Origin of the sequence: Oceanobacillus sp. FSL W7-1309 (genome assembly GCF_038002145.1) — a bacterium.
Lineage (GTDB): Bacteria > Bacillota > Bacilli > Bacillales > Amphibacillaceae > Oceanobacillus > Oceanobacillus profundus.
On the sequence record NZ_JBBOBX010000002.1, the window covers coordinates 611,746 to 629,080 of the forward strand.

General features: G+C 37.5%; 20 protein-coding genes. 19 read left to right on the plus strand and 1 reads right to left on the minus strand.

Annotation, left to right across the window (positions count from 1 at the left end):
* The first annotated feature begins 68 nt into the window (after positions 1 to 68).
* From spoIIM to NST46_RS15745, 18 genes are all read left to right on the plus strand, one after another.
* Positions 69 to 707, plus strand: a complete 639-nt coding sequence (gene spoIIM / locus NST46_RS15660; protein WP_303449709.1) for a stage II sporulation protein M — start codon at positions 69 to 71, stop codon at positions 705 to 707.
* 104 nt (positions 708 to 811) lie between these two features.
* On the plus strand, positions 812 to 1,267 hold the full coding sequence (gene fur / locus NST46_RS15665) for a ferric iron uptake transcriptional regulator (protein WP_095308886.1): 456 nt from the start codon (positions 812 to 814) through the stop codon (positions 1,265 to 1,267).
* Between the two features lie 598 nt (positions 1,268 to 1,865).
* Entirely contained in the window at positions 1,866 to 2,063 is a 198-nt protein-coding gene (locus NST46_RS15670) for a DUF4227 family protein (protein WP_095308889.1), read from the plus strand.
* 5 nt (positions 2,064 to 2,068) lie between these two features.
* Complete coding sequence (xerD, locus tag NST46_RS15675; protein WP_095308890.1) at positions 2,069 to 2,959, plus strand: site-specific tyrosine recombinase XerD; 891 nt, start codon at positions 2,069 to 2,071, stop codon at positions 2,957 to 2,959.
* Positions 2,960 to 3,053: 94 nt separating this feature from the next.
* Entirely contained in the window at positions 3,054 to 4,232 is a 1,179-nt protein-coding gene (gene deoB / locus NST46_RS15680) for a phosphopentomutase (protein ID WP_095308891.1), read from the plus strand.
* A gap of 15 nt (positions 4,233 to 4,247) precedes the next feature.
* Positions 4,248 to 5,069 carry a purine-nucleoside phosphorylase gene (locus NST46_RS15685; RefSeq protein WP_095308892.1) on the plus strand — a complete coding sequence of 274 codons (822 nt, stop codon included), beginning with the start codon at positions 4,248 to 4,250 and terminating at the stop codon, positions 5,067 to 5,069.
* Between the two features lie 38 nt (positions 5,070 to 5,107).
* Positions 5,108 to 6,412, plus strand: a complete 1,305-nt coding sequence (locus NST46_RS15690; protein ID WP_303449704.1) for a pyrimidine-nucleoside phosphorylase — start codon at positions 5,108 to 5,110, stop codon at positions 6,410 to 6,412.
* Positions 6,413 to 6,635: 223 nt separating this feature from the next.
* Entirely contained in the window at positions 6,636 to 7,823 is a 1,188-nt protein-coding gene (locus NST46_RS15695; protein ID WP_445321740.1) for a D-alanyl-D-alanine carboxypeptidase family protein, read from the plus strand.
* A gap of 105 nt (positions 7,824 to 7,928) precedes the next feature.
* Positions 7,929 to 8,282: an anti-sigma F factor antagonist gene (gene spoIIAA / locus NST46_RS15700; protein WP_095308895.1), complete on the plus strand. Its 354-nt coding sequence runs from the start codon at positions 7,929 to 7,931 to the stop codon at positions 8,280 to 8,282.
* Complete coding sequence (gene spoIIAB / locus NST46_RS15705) at positions 8,279 to 8,719, plus strand: anti-sigma F factor (RefSeq protein WP_095308896.1); 441 nt, start codon at positions 8,279 to 8,281, stop codon at positions 8,717 to 8,719. Before spoIIAA ends, spoIIAB begins: the two co-directional genes overlap by 4 nt.
* Before the next feature lie 10 nt (positions 8,720 to 8,729).
* Positions 8,730 to 9,488 carry an RNA polymerase sporulation sigma factor SigF gene (sigF, locus tag NST46_RS15710; RefSeq protein WP_095308897.1) on the plus strand — a complete coding sequence of 253 codons (759 nt, stop codon included), beginning with the start codon at positions 8,730 to 8,732 and terminating at the stop codon, positions 9,486 to 9,488.
* Between the two features lie 544 nt (positions 9,489 to 10,032).
* Positions 10,033 to 10,722 (plus strand): stage V sporulation protein AA, encoded by a 690-nt coding sequence (locus NST46_RS15715; protein ID WP_341137463.1) that lies wholly within the window; start codon positions 10,033 to 10,035, stop codon positions 10,720 to 10,722.
* Positions 10,700 to 11,128, plus strand: a complete 429-nt coding sequence (locus NST46_RS15720) for a stage V sporulation protein AB (protein WP_340001949.1) — start codon at positions 10,700 to 10,702, stop codon at positions 11,126 to 11,128. Before NST46_RS15715 ends, NST46_RS15720 begins: the two co-directional genes overlap by 23 nt.
* 31 nt (positions 11,129 to 11,159) lie before the next feature.
* Positions 11,160 to 12,623 carry a spore germination protein gene (locus NST46_RS15725; RefSeq protein WP_340003278.1) on the plus strand — a complete coding sequence of 488 codons (1,464 nt, stop codon included), beginning with the start codon at positions 11,160 to 11,162 and terminating at the stop codon, positions 12,621 to 12,623.
* Positions 12,624 to 12,720: 97 nt separating this feature from the next.
* Entirely contained in the window at positions 12,721 to 14,028 is a 1,308-nt protein-coding gene (gene lysA, locus NST46_RS15730; protein ID WP_340001948.1) for a diaminopimelate decarboxylase, read from the plus strand.
* An 83-nt stretch (positions 14,029 to 14,111) separates the two neighbouring features.
* A complete protein-coding gene (locus NST46_RS15735; protein WP_095308902.1) occupies positions 14,112 to 14,549 on the plus strand; it encodes a peptidylprolyl isomerase in 438 nt (145 codons plus the stop codon).
* A 25-nt stretch (positions 14,550 to 14,574) separates the two neighbouring features.
* A complete protein-coding gene (locus NST46_RS15740; RefSeq protein ID WP_303449695.1) occupies positions 14,575 to 15,024 on the plus strand; it encodes a site-2 protease family protein in 450 nt (149 codons plus the stop codon).
* Positions 15,025 to 15,215: 191 nt separating this feature from the next.
* Positions 15,216 to 15,599, plus strand: coding sequence for a GNAT family N-acetyltransferase (locus NST46_RS15745; RefSeq protein ID WP_095308905.1), 384 nt, complete (start codon positions 15,216 to 15,218; stop codon positions 15,597 to 15,599).
* Between the two features lie 552 nt (positions 15,600 to 16,151).
* On the opposite strand, the gene NST46_RS15750 is transcribed toward NST46_RS15745, so the two are convergent.
* Entirely contained in the window at positions 16,152 to 16,244 is a 93-nt protein-coding gene (locus NST46_RS15750; RefSeq protein ID WP_095308906.1) for a YjcZ family sporulation protein, read from the minus strand.
* 285 nt (positions 16,245 to 16,529) lie between these two features.
* Here NST46_RS15750 and NST46_RS15755 point away from each other — a divergent pair, with 285 nt between their 5' ends.
* Entirely contained in the window at positions 16,530 to 17,279 is a 750-nt protein-coding gene (locus tag NST46_RS15755) for a segregation/condensation protein A (RefSeq protein ID WP_095308907.1), read from the plus strand.
* Positions 17,280 to 17,335 lie beyond the last annotated feature (56 nt).

The following is a 17,335-nucleotide window of genomic DNA, read 5'->3' on the forward strand; positions in this document are numbered from 1 at the left end:
TAATTGGTATTTTTATCTCGGAATCCTCATAGTTTTTAACTAAAGACTATCTTAGCAGGAGGATTCCGATGTATAAAAACAGCTTTCTTGTATGGGAACATATTAAAAATCATGCTACTATCTATCTATTTATGATTATTTTATTTTTAACAGGAATTATTTTTGGAGCAGTAATTGTCAACAGTATGGGTTTCATACAGAAACAGGATCTGTTTTTTTATCTGGAACGTTTTTTTGGACAAATAACGGAAGGTGTATCTATCGATAAAATTGATATCCTCTGGCAAAGTTTCACGTACCATGCCAAGTATCTTTTACTACTGTGTATATTAGGATTATCAGTAATAGGATTACCACTTGTATGGGTGCTAATTTTCGTAAAAGGATTGGTTATTGGCTTTTCAGTAGGCTTTATTGTGAACCAACTTGGATTACAAGGACTTTTATTAGCTTCATTATCAATCGCGCCCCAGAACATATTGGTAATACCAATTTATATTACAGCTGGTTCCATTTCAATGATATTCTCATTAACTTTGATAAATAAATTATTTTCTCGCAAAAATCATCAATTATTACTGCAGCCACTAGCAAAGTATAGTATTATCTTCGTAATATTGCTGGTCGTTTCGTTTGCCGCAGCTCTAGTTGAGGCCTATGTATCCAATCAAGCAATGCAAGAATTAATTAAATCGCTTTACCTATAATCAATGTTATATTATAATTATTATTATTAAAAGGTGAGAATATACTTTGACATAGAAATCAAAGGTGCATATAATAAAGATGGGAAATGAGGAGGCGAACTGCCGTGGAACATCGAATAGAACAAATAAAAAAGCAGCTGCATGCACAGAGCTACAAGCTGACTCCACAAAGAGAGGCAACGGTTCGTGTCTTATTGGAGCGAGAAGAGGACCATCTTAGTGCAGAAGATGTATATCTGCTAGTAAAGGAAAAATCTCCGGAAATTGGTCTGGCAACAGTGTACCGGACATTGGAGCTACTCTCTGAATTGAAAATTGTTGATAAAATTAATTTTGGAGATGGTGTGTCACGCTACGATTTACGAAAAGAGGGCGCGAAGCACTCCCATCACCATCTTGTATGTATTGAATGTGGATCCGTTGAAGAAATTGAAAATGATTTACTAGAAGATGTTGAAAAAATTGTATTAAATGATTGGGGATTCCAAGTAAAAGATCATCGGTTAACCTTTCATGGAATATGCAAGCAATGTCAAGAAGCAGCAGTTAAAGCAACATAAGTAGAGACCTTTTTCCAAATGGAGAAAGGTTTTTATTTTTTGCAGTATGAACTTAGCATGAGTTCAGTTTATACCTACATAAATATAAACTGTGGATTAGTGTATTTAAATGGATTGTGCGTCTCCCCGCTCCGGAAATATAATTCGCGCATCCAAAGGGGAGCTGGTGAGCCTCCTTGTGCTGTCGCACTGCGTAGTCTCACCATTAATAAAAACGATATCGATGCGCTACCAGTCCGGGTGAGCGCAGGGCGGTGACTCCAGTGGGAATAGCACGTGTCTGAAGACTCACCGGAAGTGGGTTTCTTCCGGAGAGGCTGAAGCCGTGCCCACGGAAAGCATCCGCCCGAAGCGATCCCGGACGGCGATTATTGCACATACTTGAAGAAAACAGCCGGGAAGTTAGTTTGGAGTTTCTTTCAACTCCTGATTTATTAAATACTTTCTCATATTTTGGTTTGAAGTTGGGTTGGACTTTATTTTTGTTATAATTTACAAATTGCTTGAAAAAGGTTACATTTGAATAGTATATTGTGATTCTAACCTAGCATATCTTTAAATAAACAACTATTTTAGGGAGTAGTGCTAGGTGAATAGAATGATACGAGATACGATAAAAGTGTTTGTGATTTTTACAATGTGTACCGTCATATTTTATGTAGGCTTACAAATTATGCATCGGGAGTATGAAGAAATTCATCGTTATGATCCTCCCGAAGGCCCAGCTGTTAAGGTGTTTCATTCACAAACGAAGCTATTGGAACGATTTCAATTATTTTTTAAAGCAGGGGAGTAGTATGTATGTTGAAATACGCATTGGAGGATTTTATTCACTTTCTGCAAATCGAGCGCGGTTTATCAGAAAACACACTTGGCTCCTACGGACGTGATCTTAAACATTATATCGAACATATCGAAAAGGAAGCAAAGAAACAATCATGGGATCAGGTAACTAGAAATGATATCATAAGCTTCTTATATGTGCTTAAAGATAGTGGGAAGTCGACAGCAACCATTACAAGACATGTTTCATCTATTCGCAGCTTTCATCAATTTCTAATTCGCGAACAGATTGTGACGCATGATCCTAGTTTACATATTGAAACACCGAAAAAAGAAAGAAAGCTTCCTGATATTCTGTCTCAGGCAGATGTGGAAAAATTACTCGATATTCAAACGAACTCTTCACTTTCCATACGTAATAAAGCAATGCTCGAGTTGCTTTATGCAACAGGACTTCGTGTATCAGAACTAATTTCATTGAAGGTTGGTGATTTACATTTAACAATGGGATTCGTTCAATGTTTTGGAAAGGGCTCAAAGGAAAGAATTGTTCCATTAGGAGATGCAGCAAGAAATGCTTTAGAGCAATATTTAGATCTTGCAAGAGGGAAGCTTGTTAATAACAAATCTGAATCAGCATTGTTTGTTAATCAGCATGGCAGAGCCTTATCGCGACAAGGATTTTGGAAGATCCTAAAGGGGTTAGCAAGAGATGTAGGCATAAATAAAACGTTAACACCACATACGCTAAGACATTCCTTTGCAACTCATTTATTAGAAAATGGCGCCGACCTACGTGCGGTTCAGGAAATGCTAGGACATGCTGATATTTCGACAACCCAAATTTATACGCATGTCACGAAAGCGCGATTAAAAGACATGTATAAGGCATACCATCCAAGAGCTTGAACTTGATTTAACAGTGGTCTGACATCCTACATCATAAAAATGAAACATATATTCATAGTGATGCGGGAATATAGTTACAGGAGGTTTGATAGAGATGAATCAATTTAAACGTGTATTTTTAGTTGTTTTAGATTCAGTAGGAATTGGCGAGGCACCAGATGCAGCACAATTTAATGATGTTGGTGCTGATACGCTAGGGCATATTGCAGAACATATGAGTGGATTGAATATGCCTCATATGGGTGAATTAGGATTAAGTAATATTAAGGAAATAAAAGGAATTGGCAAGGCTATTCATCCGAAAGCACACTATACAAAAATGCAGGAAGCTTCAAATGGTAAAGATACCATGACTGGCCATTGGGAAATTATGGGCCTTCATATAAGCAACCCATTTCGAACGTTCCCGGACGGATTTCCAGATGAGTTATTAAATGAATTGGAAGAAAAATCCGGAAGAAAAATTATTGGGAATAAGCCCGCATCAGGTACTGAAATATTGGATGAGCTTGGTGAAGAGCATATGAAAACTGGTGCGCTGATTGTTTATACGTCTGCAGATTCAGTACTGCAAATCGCTGCACATGAAGAAATTGTACCGATTGAAGAGCAGTATCGTATTTGTGAAATTGCTCGCGCGCTAACATTGGACGAAAAATATATGGTTGGCCGTATTATTGCACGACCGTTTATTGGTAAACCTGGTGCATTTGAACGAACATCAAACCGCCATGATTATGCATTGAAGCCATTTGGCAGGACTGTAATGAATGAACTGAAAGATAATAAACTGGACGTGATTGCTCTAGGGAAGATTTCCGACATTTATGATGGAGAAGGAGTAACCGAAGCAGTTCGAACAAAGGATAATGATGATGGCATGACAAAGCTAGTAGCGTCAATGGATCAGGATTTTACCGGTATTAGCTTTTTGAATTTAGTTGATTTTGATGCAAAATATGGACACCGAAGAGATCCAGAGGGTTATGGAAAAGCATTGGAAGAATTTGATGCAAGATTGCCTGAGGTTTTAGAAAAATTGCAGAAGGATGACTTGTTAATTATTACTGCAGATCACGGGAATGACCCGACACATCATGGTACAGACCACACGAGAGAATATGTACCGTTGCTCGTACATCATAAAGCGATTTCAGAAGGAAGAGCATTGCCAATTAAAGAAACTTTCGCAGATATCGGTGCTACAATCGCAGATAATTTTAACATACCGATGCCTAATCACGGAAAAAGCTTTTTAAATGAAATTAAATAGAGGGGAATCAGCAAAATGAATCATATAGCAATTAAAGAAGCGAGCAATTATGTGAAAAGTAAACTAAAAGAGACACCAGAAATTGGCTTAATTCTTGGTTCTGGTCTAGGAGTTCTTGGTGAAGAAATTGAAAATCCGATAACCATTGCTTATAAGGACATTCCACACTTTCCAGAATCAACAGTATCTGGACATAAGGGGCAACTTGTAATTGGAACGTTAGAAGGTAAGCAGGTTATCGCGATGCAAGGACGTTTTCATTACTATGAAGGCTATTCCATGAACCAAGTAACATTTCCAGTACGCGTCATGAAGGATTTAGGAATCGAGTCCATTATCGTAACGAATGCCGCTGGGGGAATAAATGAGGAATTCAACCCCGGAGACCTCATGCTCATTACAGATCACATTAATAATATGGGTGATAATCCTTTAATCGGAAAAAACGATGAAGACTTAGGTGTTCGTTTTCCTGATATGTCCCAAAGTTATGATCGAGAATTCATAAAGCATGCAGAAAGCTGTGCAGCTTCACTTGGTATTTTCGTTCAAAAAGGAGTGTATGTCGGCAACACTGGACCAGCATATGAAACGCCTGCAGAGGTTAGAATGCTGAGAACGCTTGGTGGAGATGCTGTAGGAATGTCTACCGTACCAGAAGTTGTGGTAAGCAGACACGCTGGCATTCGAGTGCTTGGTATTTCTTGTATTTCAAATATGGCTGCAGGTATATTAGATCAGCCGTTAACACACGATGAAGTAATAGAAACAACTGAAAAAGTAAAAACAAATTTCCTGCAATTTGTTAAGAAAATTGTAAGTACATTGCCAGCGTAAATATGTACGAACTAAAATAATAAAAAAGGTGATTATAAATGAGAATGTATGACATCATTGAGAAAAAGCGAAACGGTGGGGAATTAACCAAGGAAGAGATAACATTTTTTATTGATGGCTATACAAACGGTGAAATTCCAGATTATCAAATTAGTGCTTTATTAATGGCAATTTATTTTCAGGACATGACAGAAGTGGAACGTGCAAGCTTAACGATGGCTATGGTTGAATCGGGCGATCAAATTGATTTATCGGCGATTGAAGGGATCAAAGTAGATAAGCATTCTACTGGTGGAGTTGGTGATACAACAACTTTAATACTTGCACCTTTAGTTGCATCACTTGGTGTACCTTTAGCTAAAATGAGTGGAAGAGGCCTTGGGCATACAGGGGGAACGATTGATAAATTAGAGGCTGTTCCAGGATTTCATGTAGAAATAACAAATGAGGCGTTCATCGACTTAGTGAATAAAAATAAAGTTGCGGTAATTGGTCAGTCTGGAAATTTAACCCCGGCTGACAAAAAATTATATAGTTTAAGAGATGTCACAGCAACCGTAAATTCAATTCCACTAATTGCCAGTTCAATTATGAGTAAAAAAATCGCTTCTGGTGCTGATGGCATTGTCCTAGACGTTAAAACCGGTGCTGGAGCTTTTATGAAAGATCTTGAGGATGCTAAAGAGCTCGCACATGCAATGGTTTCTATCGGGAATAAGGTATCAAGAAATACAATGGCTGTTATATCTGATATGAGCCAGCCGCTAGGGTATGCAATAGGGAATGCGCTTGAAGTAAAAGAAGCAATTGATACACTTCAAGGAAAAGGTCCTGAGGATCTAACCGAATTATGTCTTACATTAGGAAGCCAAATGGTTGTACTTGCTAAAAAGGCGAAAAATATTGATGAAGCACGACAGCTATTACAGGAAGCTTTAACAAATGGAAAAGCGTTCGATAAATTTAAACAATTTTTAGAGTCACAAGGCGGAAATGCAGAAGTAGCTGATAATCCGGAGTTACTGCCACAGGCGAAATTTAAAATCGATCTACCAGCTAAATCTGCTGGTAAGGTAGCAGCAATTATTGCTGATGAACTAGGTACTGCTGCAATGATGCTTGGTGCTGGCAGAGCAACAAAAGAGTCTGAAATTGATTTAAGTGTCGGAATTGTGCTCCATAAGAAGATTGGTGATTCTGTTACAGAAGGAGAATCCTTACTTACGATTCATTCTAATCAGGAAAATGTAGATCAAGTCATTGAAAAGTTGTATGAAAGTATAACGATAACGACCGAGCATATTGAAGCTCCAACATTAATTTATCAGTCAATAACGGATTAACAAAAGGAAAAAGCGCACGGTTGTGTGCTTTTTCTTTTTTATTATTTTCGGTGTATGAAAATGCCAATATTCGGCAATCCTTTCATTATAGAGGATGTTCAAAAAGTCTGGACAAAAACGACATTTTGGCGTTATCAAATTGGAAGATAAAAAAGTATGGTTACTAGCCAATTTGCCTTCTCTTTTTTGAACACGCTTTTATATTGATTGCTGGAGGTAAAAGATGATGAATAAGTTTTTAAGACTCATTACAATTATGATGGTAATAGCTTTTGCAGTGCCTGTTTCTGCTTTTGCAGAAGAAAATAACTCGGAGGAAGAGAATAATGGACTAGCTCTTGCTCCAGATGCAAAATCAGCTATTTTACTGGAACAGGATACCGGCGAAATACTTTTCGATAAAAATGCTCATGAAAAGTTACCGCCAGCAAGTATGACTAAAATAATGACGTTACTGCTCATTATGGAAGCGTTGGATAAAGGGAACTTACAAAAAGATGAAATGATACGTGTAAGTGAACGAGCTGCTTCCATGGGAGGGTCGCAAATCTTCTTGGAAGCAGGAGAGGAAATGTCTGTTAATGATCTATTAAAAGGGGTAGCCATCGCATCTGGTAATGACGCTAGTGTTGCTTTAGCAGAGCGCCTTGCTGGAAGTGAAGAAGCATTTGTGAAAAAAATGAATGAACGCGCAAAGGAATTAAAGCTTGAGAACACGCATTTCCAAAATTCCACGGGCTTACCTGCAGATAATCACTACAGCACATCCTATGATATGGCGATGATTGCAAATGAACTATTAAAGTATGAAGCCATAACAGATTATACGTCGGTCTATGAAGATTATTTAAGAAAAGGACAGGACAATGAGTTCTGGTTAGTAAATACAAATAAGCTTGTTCGTTTCTATCCTGATGTAGATGGATTAAAAACAGGGTATACAAGCGAGGCGAAATATTGTTTAACTGCTACAGCTAAGCGAGACGATATGCGCGTTATTGCTGTTGTAATGGGTGCAGAATCTCCTAAGGAAAGAAATACGATGGTATCCGGTTTACTTGATTATGCATTCAATCAGTTTGAGACAAATAAGCTTTTTGATAGGGACGAAAAGATTACCGATATCCATCTCTTGAAATCAAAGCAAAAGAATGTTGATATTGTAACAAAACAAGCGATTAGTACCCTTCATAAGAAAGGCGAAGAGGAAAAGGATATCCAGACAGAGGTGAAGCTTCAAGACACCTGGAATTTACCAGTTAAAAGAGGAGATGAAGTTGGTAAATTATATGTGAAGGATGGGGAGCAGGTACTATATGAAATACCTTTAACAGTTGAAGAAGATATTGAGAAAACAACCTATTTTTCACTATTAAAGCGCACGGTGCAAGAAATGGTGAAATCACGCTAATTTCATCTAATTTAAGTGAATAGACACTTCTTTTGTCAAGTAGCAGGAATTAGACCTCCCAATAAAGAAATAGATTCAATACAGTTCTTATAAGGAGGAATAAATATGGGGCTTCATTCAATATTTGATGTGAAGGGTGACGTCTTAATAGTAAGACTATCAGGTGAATTGGATCATCATGAAGCAGAATTGTTACGTGATAAGTGGAAAGATATGTTGTATGTAAATCCAGTTAAGCATATCATACTCAACCTTGAAGAAGTAACGTTTATGGATAGTTCCGGACTTGGTGTTGTACTCGGCCGATATAAAGAGGTTATTCAATTAGGTGGTGAAATGGTAGTATGTTCCATTTCACCACCTGTAAAGCGCTTATTTGAAATGTCAGGCCTGTTTAAAATTGTCAGACTTGAGGAGAATGAAGAATTTGCATTAGCAACACTGGGGGTGGCTTCATGAAAAACGAAATGAATTTGGAATTCTCAAGTGTGAGTGAGAATGAAGCTTTTGCTAGAGTGACTGTCGCGGCTTTTATAGCACAGCTGGATCCGACAATGGATGAACTGACAGAAATTAAGACTGTCGTTTCAGAAGCGGTAACGAATGCGATTATCCACGGCTATAATGGGGAAGCACATCATAAAGTTTATATTACATGTACATTGAATGATGAGGAAATTGAATTAACAATTAAGGATAATGGAATTGGAATTCCAAATGTAACAGAGGCATTAGAGCCGCTGTATACATCAAAACCAGAAATGGAAAGATCAGGAATGGGATTTACAATCATGGAAAACTTTATGGATTCTGTTGAGGTCATTTCGAACCCTAACGAGGGAACTGCAGTATATATGACAAAGCAGCTATCAAAGACCAAAACAGTCTATAACTGAGGGGGCTGCCATGAATGTAAATGTTAAAAACACCCGCCAAAAGGAACAGCTGTCAGATGAGAAAGTGAAAGAATATATATTAAAAAGTCAACAAGGCGATAAAGAGGCAAGAGACCTTCTTGTAGAAAGAAATATTCGCCTTGTGTGGTCGGTTGTTCAACGATTTATTAATAGGGGCTATGATCCAGATGATTTGTTCCAGATTGGCAGCATTGGGCTGATTAAGGCGATTGATAAATTTGATTTGTCTTATGATGTACGGTTTTCAACGTATGCAGTTCCAATGATTATCGGTGAAATTCAACGGTTTATTAGAGATGATGGAAGCGTGAAGGTAAGTCGCTCACTGAAGGAGACAGGAAATAAAATTCGTCGAAAAAAAGACGAGCTAACAAAACAATTGGGAAGGTCACCGACAGTGAAAGAAATTGCTGATGCATTAGAGATCTCATCGGAAGAGGTTGTCCATGCGCAGGAAGCTGCGAAATCACCTCATTCCATTCATGAAACCGTTTTTGAAAATGATGGCGATCCGATAACGCTTTTGGATCAAATTGCCGACCAGGATACAAAATGGTTCGATAAACTTACATTACAGGAAGCAATCCAGAATCTAACTGAACGTGAACGGTTGATTGTCTACTTACGCTATTACAAAGACCAGACACAAACAGAAGTAGCAGAAAGGCTCGGAATTTCCCAAGTTCAAGTCTCAAGGCTGGAAAAAAAGATTCTGGAGGATATGAAGAAAAATATGGATTCTTCCTAATAGATCTTTCTTTAAAACATCACATCTGTGGTGTTTTTTTGTTCGATTTAATATGACTTCTAATTAATGTGCATTGAGAGATTGTGCGACTAACCGCTCTGGAAACACACTACGCTCTTCGCGGGTGACCCGACGCTCTTCGTACTCCGTTCTACAGTGTCTCACTCTGGCCGCGTATCCCGAAGAAGTCTACGTGTGTTTCCTCCGCTAGAATTGGCTCATTAGCTATTTCTAACATAATTTACCGAAACAAATTTTTTGCTCAAACCAGTTCGGGTGAGCGTATGGCGGTGACTCCTCAAAAATACAAAACAATTTTCTTCGTGCGATGTAAAAGCTTGTCCTGCTGGAACAGCACGTGTCTGATGGCTCGTAGGCTGGAGGGGTTAAAGCCGTTCCCTTAGGTGCCCGGACGGCGATTATTGCACATACTTGAAGAAAACAGCCGAGAAGTTAGTTCGCCAGTTTCTTTCAAAAGAAAATTTAATAAAAATCATGATATGAAAGCGAAAAGTCATTTTGAAAAAGGTTTTACCACATTTGTATGATAAATTTATCACAACTGACAAATACTAAACGAAACAGTAATAGCTTAAATGGAAAGGAAGTTATTCCATTGGCAGAGATTATCTATCTTCGAATGAAAAAAACAGTGGAATTAAATACGCTTAAACAGCTTCTGCTGAAGGATATTGCACATATATCTGCTGCAAATATCCGGAAGTATAAGCTGGAAAACACGCCTGTATACAGACTTACCAAAAAGGATAAGAACATTGTTATTATCGACAGCTTCCTAATCATAGATCATTTAATAAACGAATATGAAGGGTTAGAAATCCAAATCTCTGGGCCGGAACAAACCATTGTACGAATAAACACGCAAAAAAAACCCTTAAACATATTGGTTGCATCATTTGTATGGATTTTGCTATTCATTGGTACAGCGATGACAATTATGAACTTCCACTATGATGTTAGTATGCAGGAGGTACAACAGCATCTTCATTTCCTGCTAACTGGCGAAGAAAATGAATTCCCATTATGGATCCAGATTCCGTACTCTTTTGGTTTAGGAATTGGAACATTGTTATTTTTTAATCATTGGTTTAATCGGAGGTTTAATGAAGAGCCTAGCCCGCTTGAAGTAGAGATATATAATTATCAACAAGACCTTAATAATTACTTAAATCATCATGAAAACAAGTTAAATGATACAGAACCTTTTCGTTAATTTCCTGCAAATACTCATTGGTTTTAGTGGGGGTCTTGCTGTGGGGGCTGGTTTTGTCGCGTTTATAACGGTGCTTGGTATTATCCCAAGGCTTGTTCAATTAAGTAAAACAGAAAAACTAATAAAGGTATATAGTGCAAGCGTCATATTGGGACTTTTGATGGGAACTTACTTTTCATTTGCGGCAGTAAATTTGCATCAGCCGATTGTAGTACTACTGATTTGGGGACTGTTTCATGGAATTTTTAATGGAATGCTTGCGGCAGCTCTAACGGAAGTATTGAATGTTTTTCCAATTTTATCCCGCAGGGTACGATTGGACCATTATTTATTAATTCTGTTGATGGCTATTGTATTCGGAAAGATATTCGGATCCTTATTCCAGTGGACCTATTTTGTTAAATAAGAGGTGAAAAAATTTGGGAAATAAAACTTCTATGAAAAAAATATCACCAAAAATTGAAGAAAATAAAGCCTATATGGAAGATAGACTAGGAATGGGTCTTTCCTTTGATGTAGGGTATAGGGAATTAATTATTTTGAAGAGGAAAGTCCATATTTATTATGTGACTGGATTATGTGATACGTCTGTTACCCAGGAAATCATGGAAATGCTAATTTATATAAATGATAATGAAACGAATTACAAAAAGCTACCGGAGATTATTGAAAATCGATTACTCCACCAGCAGGTTGAAAAGGTAAAAACAATGGATGAAGCTGCAGATCAGGTTCTTTCAGGTTTAATTACTGTTTTTATCGATGGAGAACAATTTGCATTTGTGGTTGATGTTAGGAATTATCCAGGAAGAAGTCCAGAGGAACCTGATACAGAGAAGGTAATTCGAGGATCAAGAGACGGATTTACTGAAAACATAATTGAAAATACTGCGCTAACACGAAGAAGATTACGTGATGAACGAATTCGCAATAAAATGTTAAAAGTTGGAGAGCGCTCTAAAACAGATGTGTGTATTACTTACTTACAAGACATTGCTGATGATGACTTGATTGCATTAGTGAAAGAGAAGATGGATGCAATTGATATTGATGGAATAACGATGGCTGAAAAAACAATCGAAGAATTTATTATTGGACAAAACTGGAATGTATTTCCACTTGTCCGCTATACGGAAAGACCTGATGTAGCTGCGAGTCATTTGCTGGAAGGACATATTATAATCTTCGTTGATACGTCTCCAAGTGCCATTATCCTGCCTACTACTTTTTTCCATCATTTACAGCATGCGGAAGAGTATAGGCAAGCACCGGCAATAGGTACCTTTATACGATTCATCCGATTTTTAGCAGTATTTGCATCCATGTACCTATTGCCAGTTTGGCTGTTATTTACGCTCGATCCTAGCCTTCTGCCAAAGGAATTATCATTTATTGGTCCAAATGAAGAAGGAAACATACCAGTTATGATACAAATTATTCTTGCGTATGTTGGGATAGAATTTCTCCGAATGGCAGCAATTCATACACCGACACCATTATCAACTGCTATGGGATTAATTGCTGCAGTATTAATTGGCCAAATTGCTATTGACGTTGGTTTATTTAGTCCAGAAGTGATTCTTTACGTGTCTGTTAGTGCAATCGGTGCTTATGTTACTCCGAGCTATGAGCTAAGCGTTGCCAATAAAATAATGAATCTATTCCTCGTCCTGCTTGTTGGTTTGTTCGCACTGCCAGGATTTGTGATTGGGATCGTAGTAAATGTTCTGTTTTTAGCAAATATCAAATCACTTCGAACACCATATCTATGGCCATTATTGCCATTTAATGCAAAAGCAATGTCCCATATTCTTTTAAGGAAGCCCGTTCCAGATATGTATACTCGACCAAGTATTGTGCATCCAAAGAATAATTATAGGCGGTCTAACAAAAAGAACTAACAATGTATTTAGTTCTTTTTGTTACTTGCGCTTTTATGTTTCAATATGATAAAGTATTCCTATTATTTCATACATTAAAAGTGGAGGAATACATATTATGATAATTAATCATCATCCGTTTCAAACGAACGAAAACGGACATCTTGAGATTGGTGGAGTAGATACGATAACACTTGCTGAAAAATATGGTACACCACTTTATGTTTACGATGTTTCCATGATTCGCGAAAATGCAAGAAGCTTTGTCAATACATTTAAGGAACTGAACGTACAGGCAAAAGTTGCATATGCTAGTAAGGCCTTTTCTTCCATTGCAATGCTGCAAGTAGCGAAGCAAGAAGGTTTATGTCTAGATGTTATCTCGGAGGGAGAATTATATACAGCCTTACAAGCTGGATTCCCAACAGAACGAATCCATATGCACGGAAACAATAAAAGTGCTGAAGAAATCGCAATGGCAATTGAACATGACATCGGTTGTATTGTTATTGATAACTTCCATGATATTAAGCTCTTGGACAAGCAGCTACGTGCCCATAATAAGACAATGGACGTTCTTATGCGTGTCACACCAGGGGTAGAGCTGAAAACACATGAGTATATTATGACTGGTAATGAAGACTCGAAATTTGGATTTAACCTTCAAAACGGTCAAGCAGTTCAGGCTATAAAACAACTCTATAATCATAAAACCATTCGACTGAAAGGGCTCCATTGTCACATCGGTTCACAAATTTTTGAAACAGAAGGTTTTCGGGTAGCTGTAGATATCTTGTTTAATGAACTTGCTAAATGGAAAGCAGAATATGATTATGTACCAGAAGTGCTTAATCTAGGAGGCGGTTTTGGAATTCGTTATACCAAGGCTGACCAACCGTTAGGGCATCACGAGTATGTAGAAGCAACGGTACAAGCTGTCCAAAAGAATTCGGAAGAGTTAGATATCCCGATGCCCGAAATTTGGATTGAACCAGGTAGATCCATTGTTGGTAATGCTGGAATAACGCTTTATACCATTGGCGCGATGAAAGATATTCCTGGAGTAAGGGAATACGTTTCCGTAGATGGCGGTATGACAGATAATATCAGACCTGCACTATATCAAGCGAAATATGAAGCTGTTATTGCTAATAAACCGTTGGAAAAAATAACGAGGGAAGTATCAATCGCGGGTAAAGCCTGTGAATCAGGTGATATGTTAATTTGGGATCTACCAGTTCCAGATGTAGAACCAGGTGATATACTAGCTGTATTTTCTACTGGAGCATATAGTTATTCAATGGCAAGTCATTACAACCGATTCCCGAATGCTGCAGTTGTGTTTATTGAAGATGGAATCGATAAATTAGTCGTAAAACGGGAAACGTATGAGGATGTAGTCAAAAATGACTTGTCCTATGAATAAAGAAGCGGCGATTCTTTCCAATCTAAATAATTAATGATAAAATAGTTTTGGATTTTACTAAATCAATGAGGAGATGTTGTTATATGTCTAAAAAAGGATATTTTCTATTAGAAAATGGAAATAAAATTGAATTTGAACTTTACCCAAACGAAGCACCAAATACGGTTGCTAACTTTGAGAAACTTGCAAATGAAAATTTCTATGATGGTTTAACGTTTCACCGTGTCATTCCAGGATTTGTAAGTCAAGGCGGATGCCCTATTGGGAATGGCACTGGGTCAGCAGGGTATACTATTAAATGTGAAACAGAAGGAAATCCACATACACATGTAGAAGGTTCTCTATCAATGGCACATGCAGGCAAAGATACAGGAAGCAGTCAATTTTTTATTGTTCATGAGCCACAACCGCATTTGAATGGCGTACATACTGTGTTCGGACAAGTAACATCTGGAATCGAGCATGCCAAATCCATGCAAAATGGCGATGTGATGAAAGAAGTTCGAGTAATCAGCGAATAAATACATTATTATCTAGGCAACTTCCATGAGTCTTTATTTATTTGTGTGCCTTGTTTTGATCATTGCACCAATTTGTACTTTCATTCATGAGCTTGGTCATGCATGCGGTGCAAAGTTGGTAAAAGCAGATCGTATTAAAATAAATTTAGGAATAGGTAAAAGACAATGGACAAGCGCAATGAATAACCTTGAGCTGACATGGCGTTCTGTTTACTTCATAGGTGGAGTAACCAAAACCGAGAGGGAAAGACCTTATAATAATTCAGAAATTATTTGGATTACATTTTTTGGCCCTATGTTTAATGGAGTGGCTGCGACGTTTATCTATATTATACTGGAAGTAAATACAAATGGTCTTTTACAGTTATTCTTTTGGTTTAATGTATGGATGGCTGTTGTGAATCTAATTCCTTTTAAATTCAAAGGGAAGCAAACAGATGGATTTACAATCTTTAGATTGATCAGCAGAAAATAATCTATTATACAATCGTATGATTTATGTGAAAATTGTCAATGCTTGAAACTGGAAACCTTTTTCCAGTATGTATATTTGACAAACACATTTAATAGTGCCATAAATATAATATAAGTATGTTTATAAAACAGTTTTCCATGTTCACAGATCATTTCTTAAAGATCAAAAGGTTTTATTAATGAGGGGTAAATATGTTAATTCGTTATAAAAAAAATCATGAAAAGATTGCAATGGGTCTATTGTCTTTTATGCCTGAAGAAAAGAAAGACGTTAAGAAATTGCAACAGACCATTAAAGAGTATGAATCCAATGATGACTGGCATCTTCATTTATGGAAAGAGGAAGATGATGTATTAGGTGCGATTGGAATTAGGATTGAAAATGGTATAGACGCAATCGTGCAGCATGTTTCAGTCAATCCTTCTCACCGAAATGCTGGAATCGGTCAAAAGATGGTCAATGAAGTCATTCGTATCTATCAGAACAAATATGCTGTTAGTACGACGGATGAAATACAGGATTTTTATAATAAATGTACACTAGCAGAAGACAGCGCAGATGCTTCTGATAGCTAAGCACAAAAGCGGAAGTGCCCAGTTAGGGACGTATGGACTGCGCCTCGAACATTCCTACGTAGGAGATTTACTCCAAAGTATAAGATGAACGATAACTTTCACCTTATGGGAGAAAAGTCAAGTTCATCTAAAAGAAAACATGCCTCAGTAAGGGGGATGCTGACGTTAGGCTTGAGCCTGATTTAGTCGGCCATCCTTTACCTGGAGTCGGTGAACTGATTTGACCACAAGGGCATAAGTGCGACTAAGCCTCATATGTCTTTGACAGTATGCAAGTCTTCTTTATCGCGTCATGAGGAAAGTCTCGCTGGGTGCTATAGCTGAACGTGGCTGCTCTCGTATAAGAAATCAGTCGATTTTATATTTCCTAACCAATAAGAAAAACCAGCCCCCTTTTCATAAGGGCTGGTTTTTCTTTGAAGCTACAAATTTTTATCTTACATGAACACTTAGCAGAGTTTCGGTTTTGTTCTAATTTATGATAACCGTAGTGCATTAGTAGCCTTCATAATTCCAGTGCTTTATATGCTATATAATTTTTCGGCTATCTAATTAGAACCAAGCACAACCGACAATAATCAAGAGAATGAACAAAACTACAATTAACGCAAAGCCTCCACCATAACCACCATAACCTTGACTCATAACGAACTTCCTCCTTTTTCTTCTTTCCAGAAATGTTTTGTGGTAACATTTATCTTACGCTAATAGCTTATGTTAAAAAAAAGTGTGTTGTATGGGCGCATATGCCAAACTATAAATAAATTTGTAACAAAAGAAAGTCAAAACACTTGCTGCGCTTGCCTTCAGGGTAGATCATGGTAAACTTAAACTTTCTATATTTTAATTGATACAGAAATATTGCAACGCTTCACCTGGGAATTATTAGTAAAAAGACTCAAATTGTACAAATGAAAGGAAGGAACTACTGTGAATCAAGCATACGAGGTAAAATTAGACGCATTTGAAGGTCCGCTTGATTTATTGCTGCATTTAATCAATCAGTATGAAATTGATATATACGACATTCCGATGGCACAGATAACGAAACAATACATGGAGTATATACATACCATGCAACAGCTTGAATTAAATATTGCAAGTGAATACCTAGTTATGGCCTCCACGTTAGTAGCGATTAAAAGTCAGATGCTACTGCCTAAACAAGAAATTATTGAAGATAATGAGATGGAAGAATACGCAGAGGATCCGAGAGAAGAACTGATGCAACGACTGATCGAATATCGGAAATATAAAGAAGCTGCTGAACGGTTGAAGGAAAAGGAGGTAGAAGCAAATCAAATATTTACAAGACCACCAACTGTTTTCGATGAATTAACATTCGAAAAACAACCGGTAGTACAGGGAGATGTCTCCATTTATGATATGCTCGGTGCTCTGGGGAAAATGTTTGAACGTAAAAAGTGGAATAAACCACTAGATACTACTGTACAACGGATGGACATACCGATTGAGCAGCGGATGCAAGATGTGTTGACCAAAGTAAAGTCAACACAAGGTAAGGGGATTGAATTCGATCAGTTATTTCCCTATCCATCAAGAACTCATGTAGTCGTCACGTTTATTGCAATTTTAGAGCTTATGAAAGGTAAGGAAATCTATTGCAAACAAACGAAGCATTTCGATACATTGTATATATTTGCAGAAAATAAAGCATAAAGCTTTCTTTTCTGCTTCATTACATAGAAGGCATCGCTTAAGGATAAGCCCATGCC

Excerpts from the sequence above, each read along its gene's own strand:
- spoIIM (WP_303449709.1), top strand. The coding sequence starts at position 69 with ATGTATAAAAACAGCTTTCTTGTATGGGAACATATTAAAAATCATGCT.
- NST46_RS15670 (WP_095308889.1), top strand. The coding sequence starts at position 1,866 with ATGATACGAGATACGATAAAAGTGTTTGTGATTTTTACAATGTGTACC.
- xerD (WP_095308890.1), top strand. The coding sequence starts at position 2,069 with ATGTTGAAATACGCATTGGAGGATTTTATTCACTTTCTGCAAATCGAG.
- deoB (WP_095308891.1), top strand. The coding sequence starts at position 3,054 with ATGAATCAATTTAAACGTGTATTTTTAGTTGTTTTAGATTCAGTAGGA.
- NST46_RS15685 (WP_095308892.1), top strand. The coding sequence starts at position 4,248 with ATGAATCATATAGCAATTAAAGAAGCGAGCAATTATGTGAAAAGTAAA.
- NST46_RS15690 (WP_303449704.1), top strand. The coding sequence starts at position 5,108 with ATGAGAATGTATGACATCATTGAGAAAAAGCGAAACGGTGGGGAATTA.
- NST46_RS15695 (WP_445321740.1), top strand. The coding sequence starts at position 6,636 with ATGATGAATAAGTTTTTAAGACTCATTACAATTATGATGGTAATAGCT.
- spoIIAA (WP_095308895.1), top strand. The coding sequence starts at position 7,929 with ATGGGGCTTCATTCAATATTTGATGTGAAGGGTGACGTCTTAATAGTA.
- spoIIAB (WP_095308896.1), top strand. The coding sequence starts at position 8,279 with ATGAAAAACGAAATGAATTTGGAATTCTCAAGTGTGAGTGAGAATGAA.
- sigF (WP_095308897.1), top strand. The coding sequence starts at position 8,730 with ATGAATGTAAATGTTAAAAACACCCGCCAAAAGGAACAGCTGTCAGAT.
- NST46_RS15715 (WP_341137463.1), top strand. The coding sequence starts at position 10,033 with ATGATAAATTTATCACAACTGACAAATACTAAACGAAACAGTAATAGC.
- NST46_RS15720 (WP_340001949.1), top strand. The coding sequence starts at position 10,700 with ATGATACAGAACCTTTTCGTTAATTTCCTGCAAATACTCATTGGTTTT.
- NST46_RS15725 (WP_340003278.1), top strand. The coding sequence starts at position 11,160 with ATGAAAAAAATATCACCAAAAATTGAAGAAAATAAAGCCTATATGGAA.
- lysA (WP_340001948.1), top strand. The coding sequence starts at position 12,721 with ATGATAATTAATCATCATCCGTTTCAAACGAACGAAAACGGACATCTT.
- NST46_RS15735 (WP_095308902.1), top strand. The coding sequence starts at position 14,112 with ATGTCTAAAAAAGGATATTTTCTATTAGAAAATGGAAATAAAATTGAA.
- NST46_RS15740 (WP_303449695.1), top strand. The coding sequence starts at position 14,575 with ATGAGTCTTTATTTATTTGTGTGCCTTGTTTTGATCATTGCACCAATT.
- NST46_RS15745 (WP_095308905.1), top strand. The coding sequence starts at position 15,216 with ATGTTAATTCGTTATAAAAAAAATCATGAAAAGATTGCAATGGGTCTA.
- NST46_RS15750 (WP_095308906.1), bottom strand. The coding sequence starts at position 16,244 with ATGAGTCAAGGTTATGGTGGTTATGGTGGAGGCTTTGCGTTAATTGTA.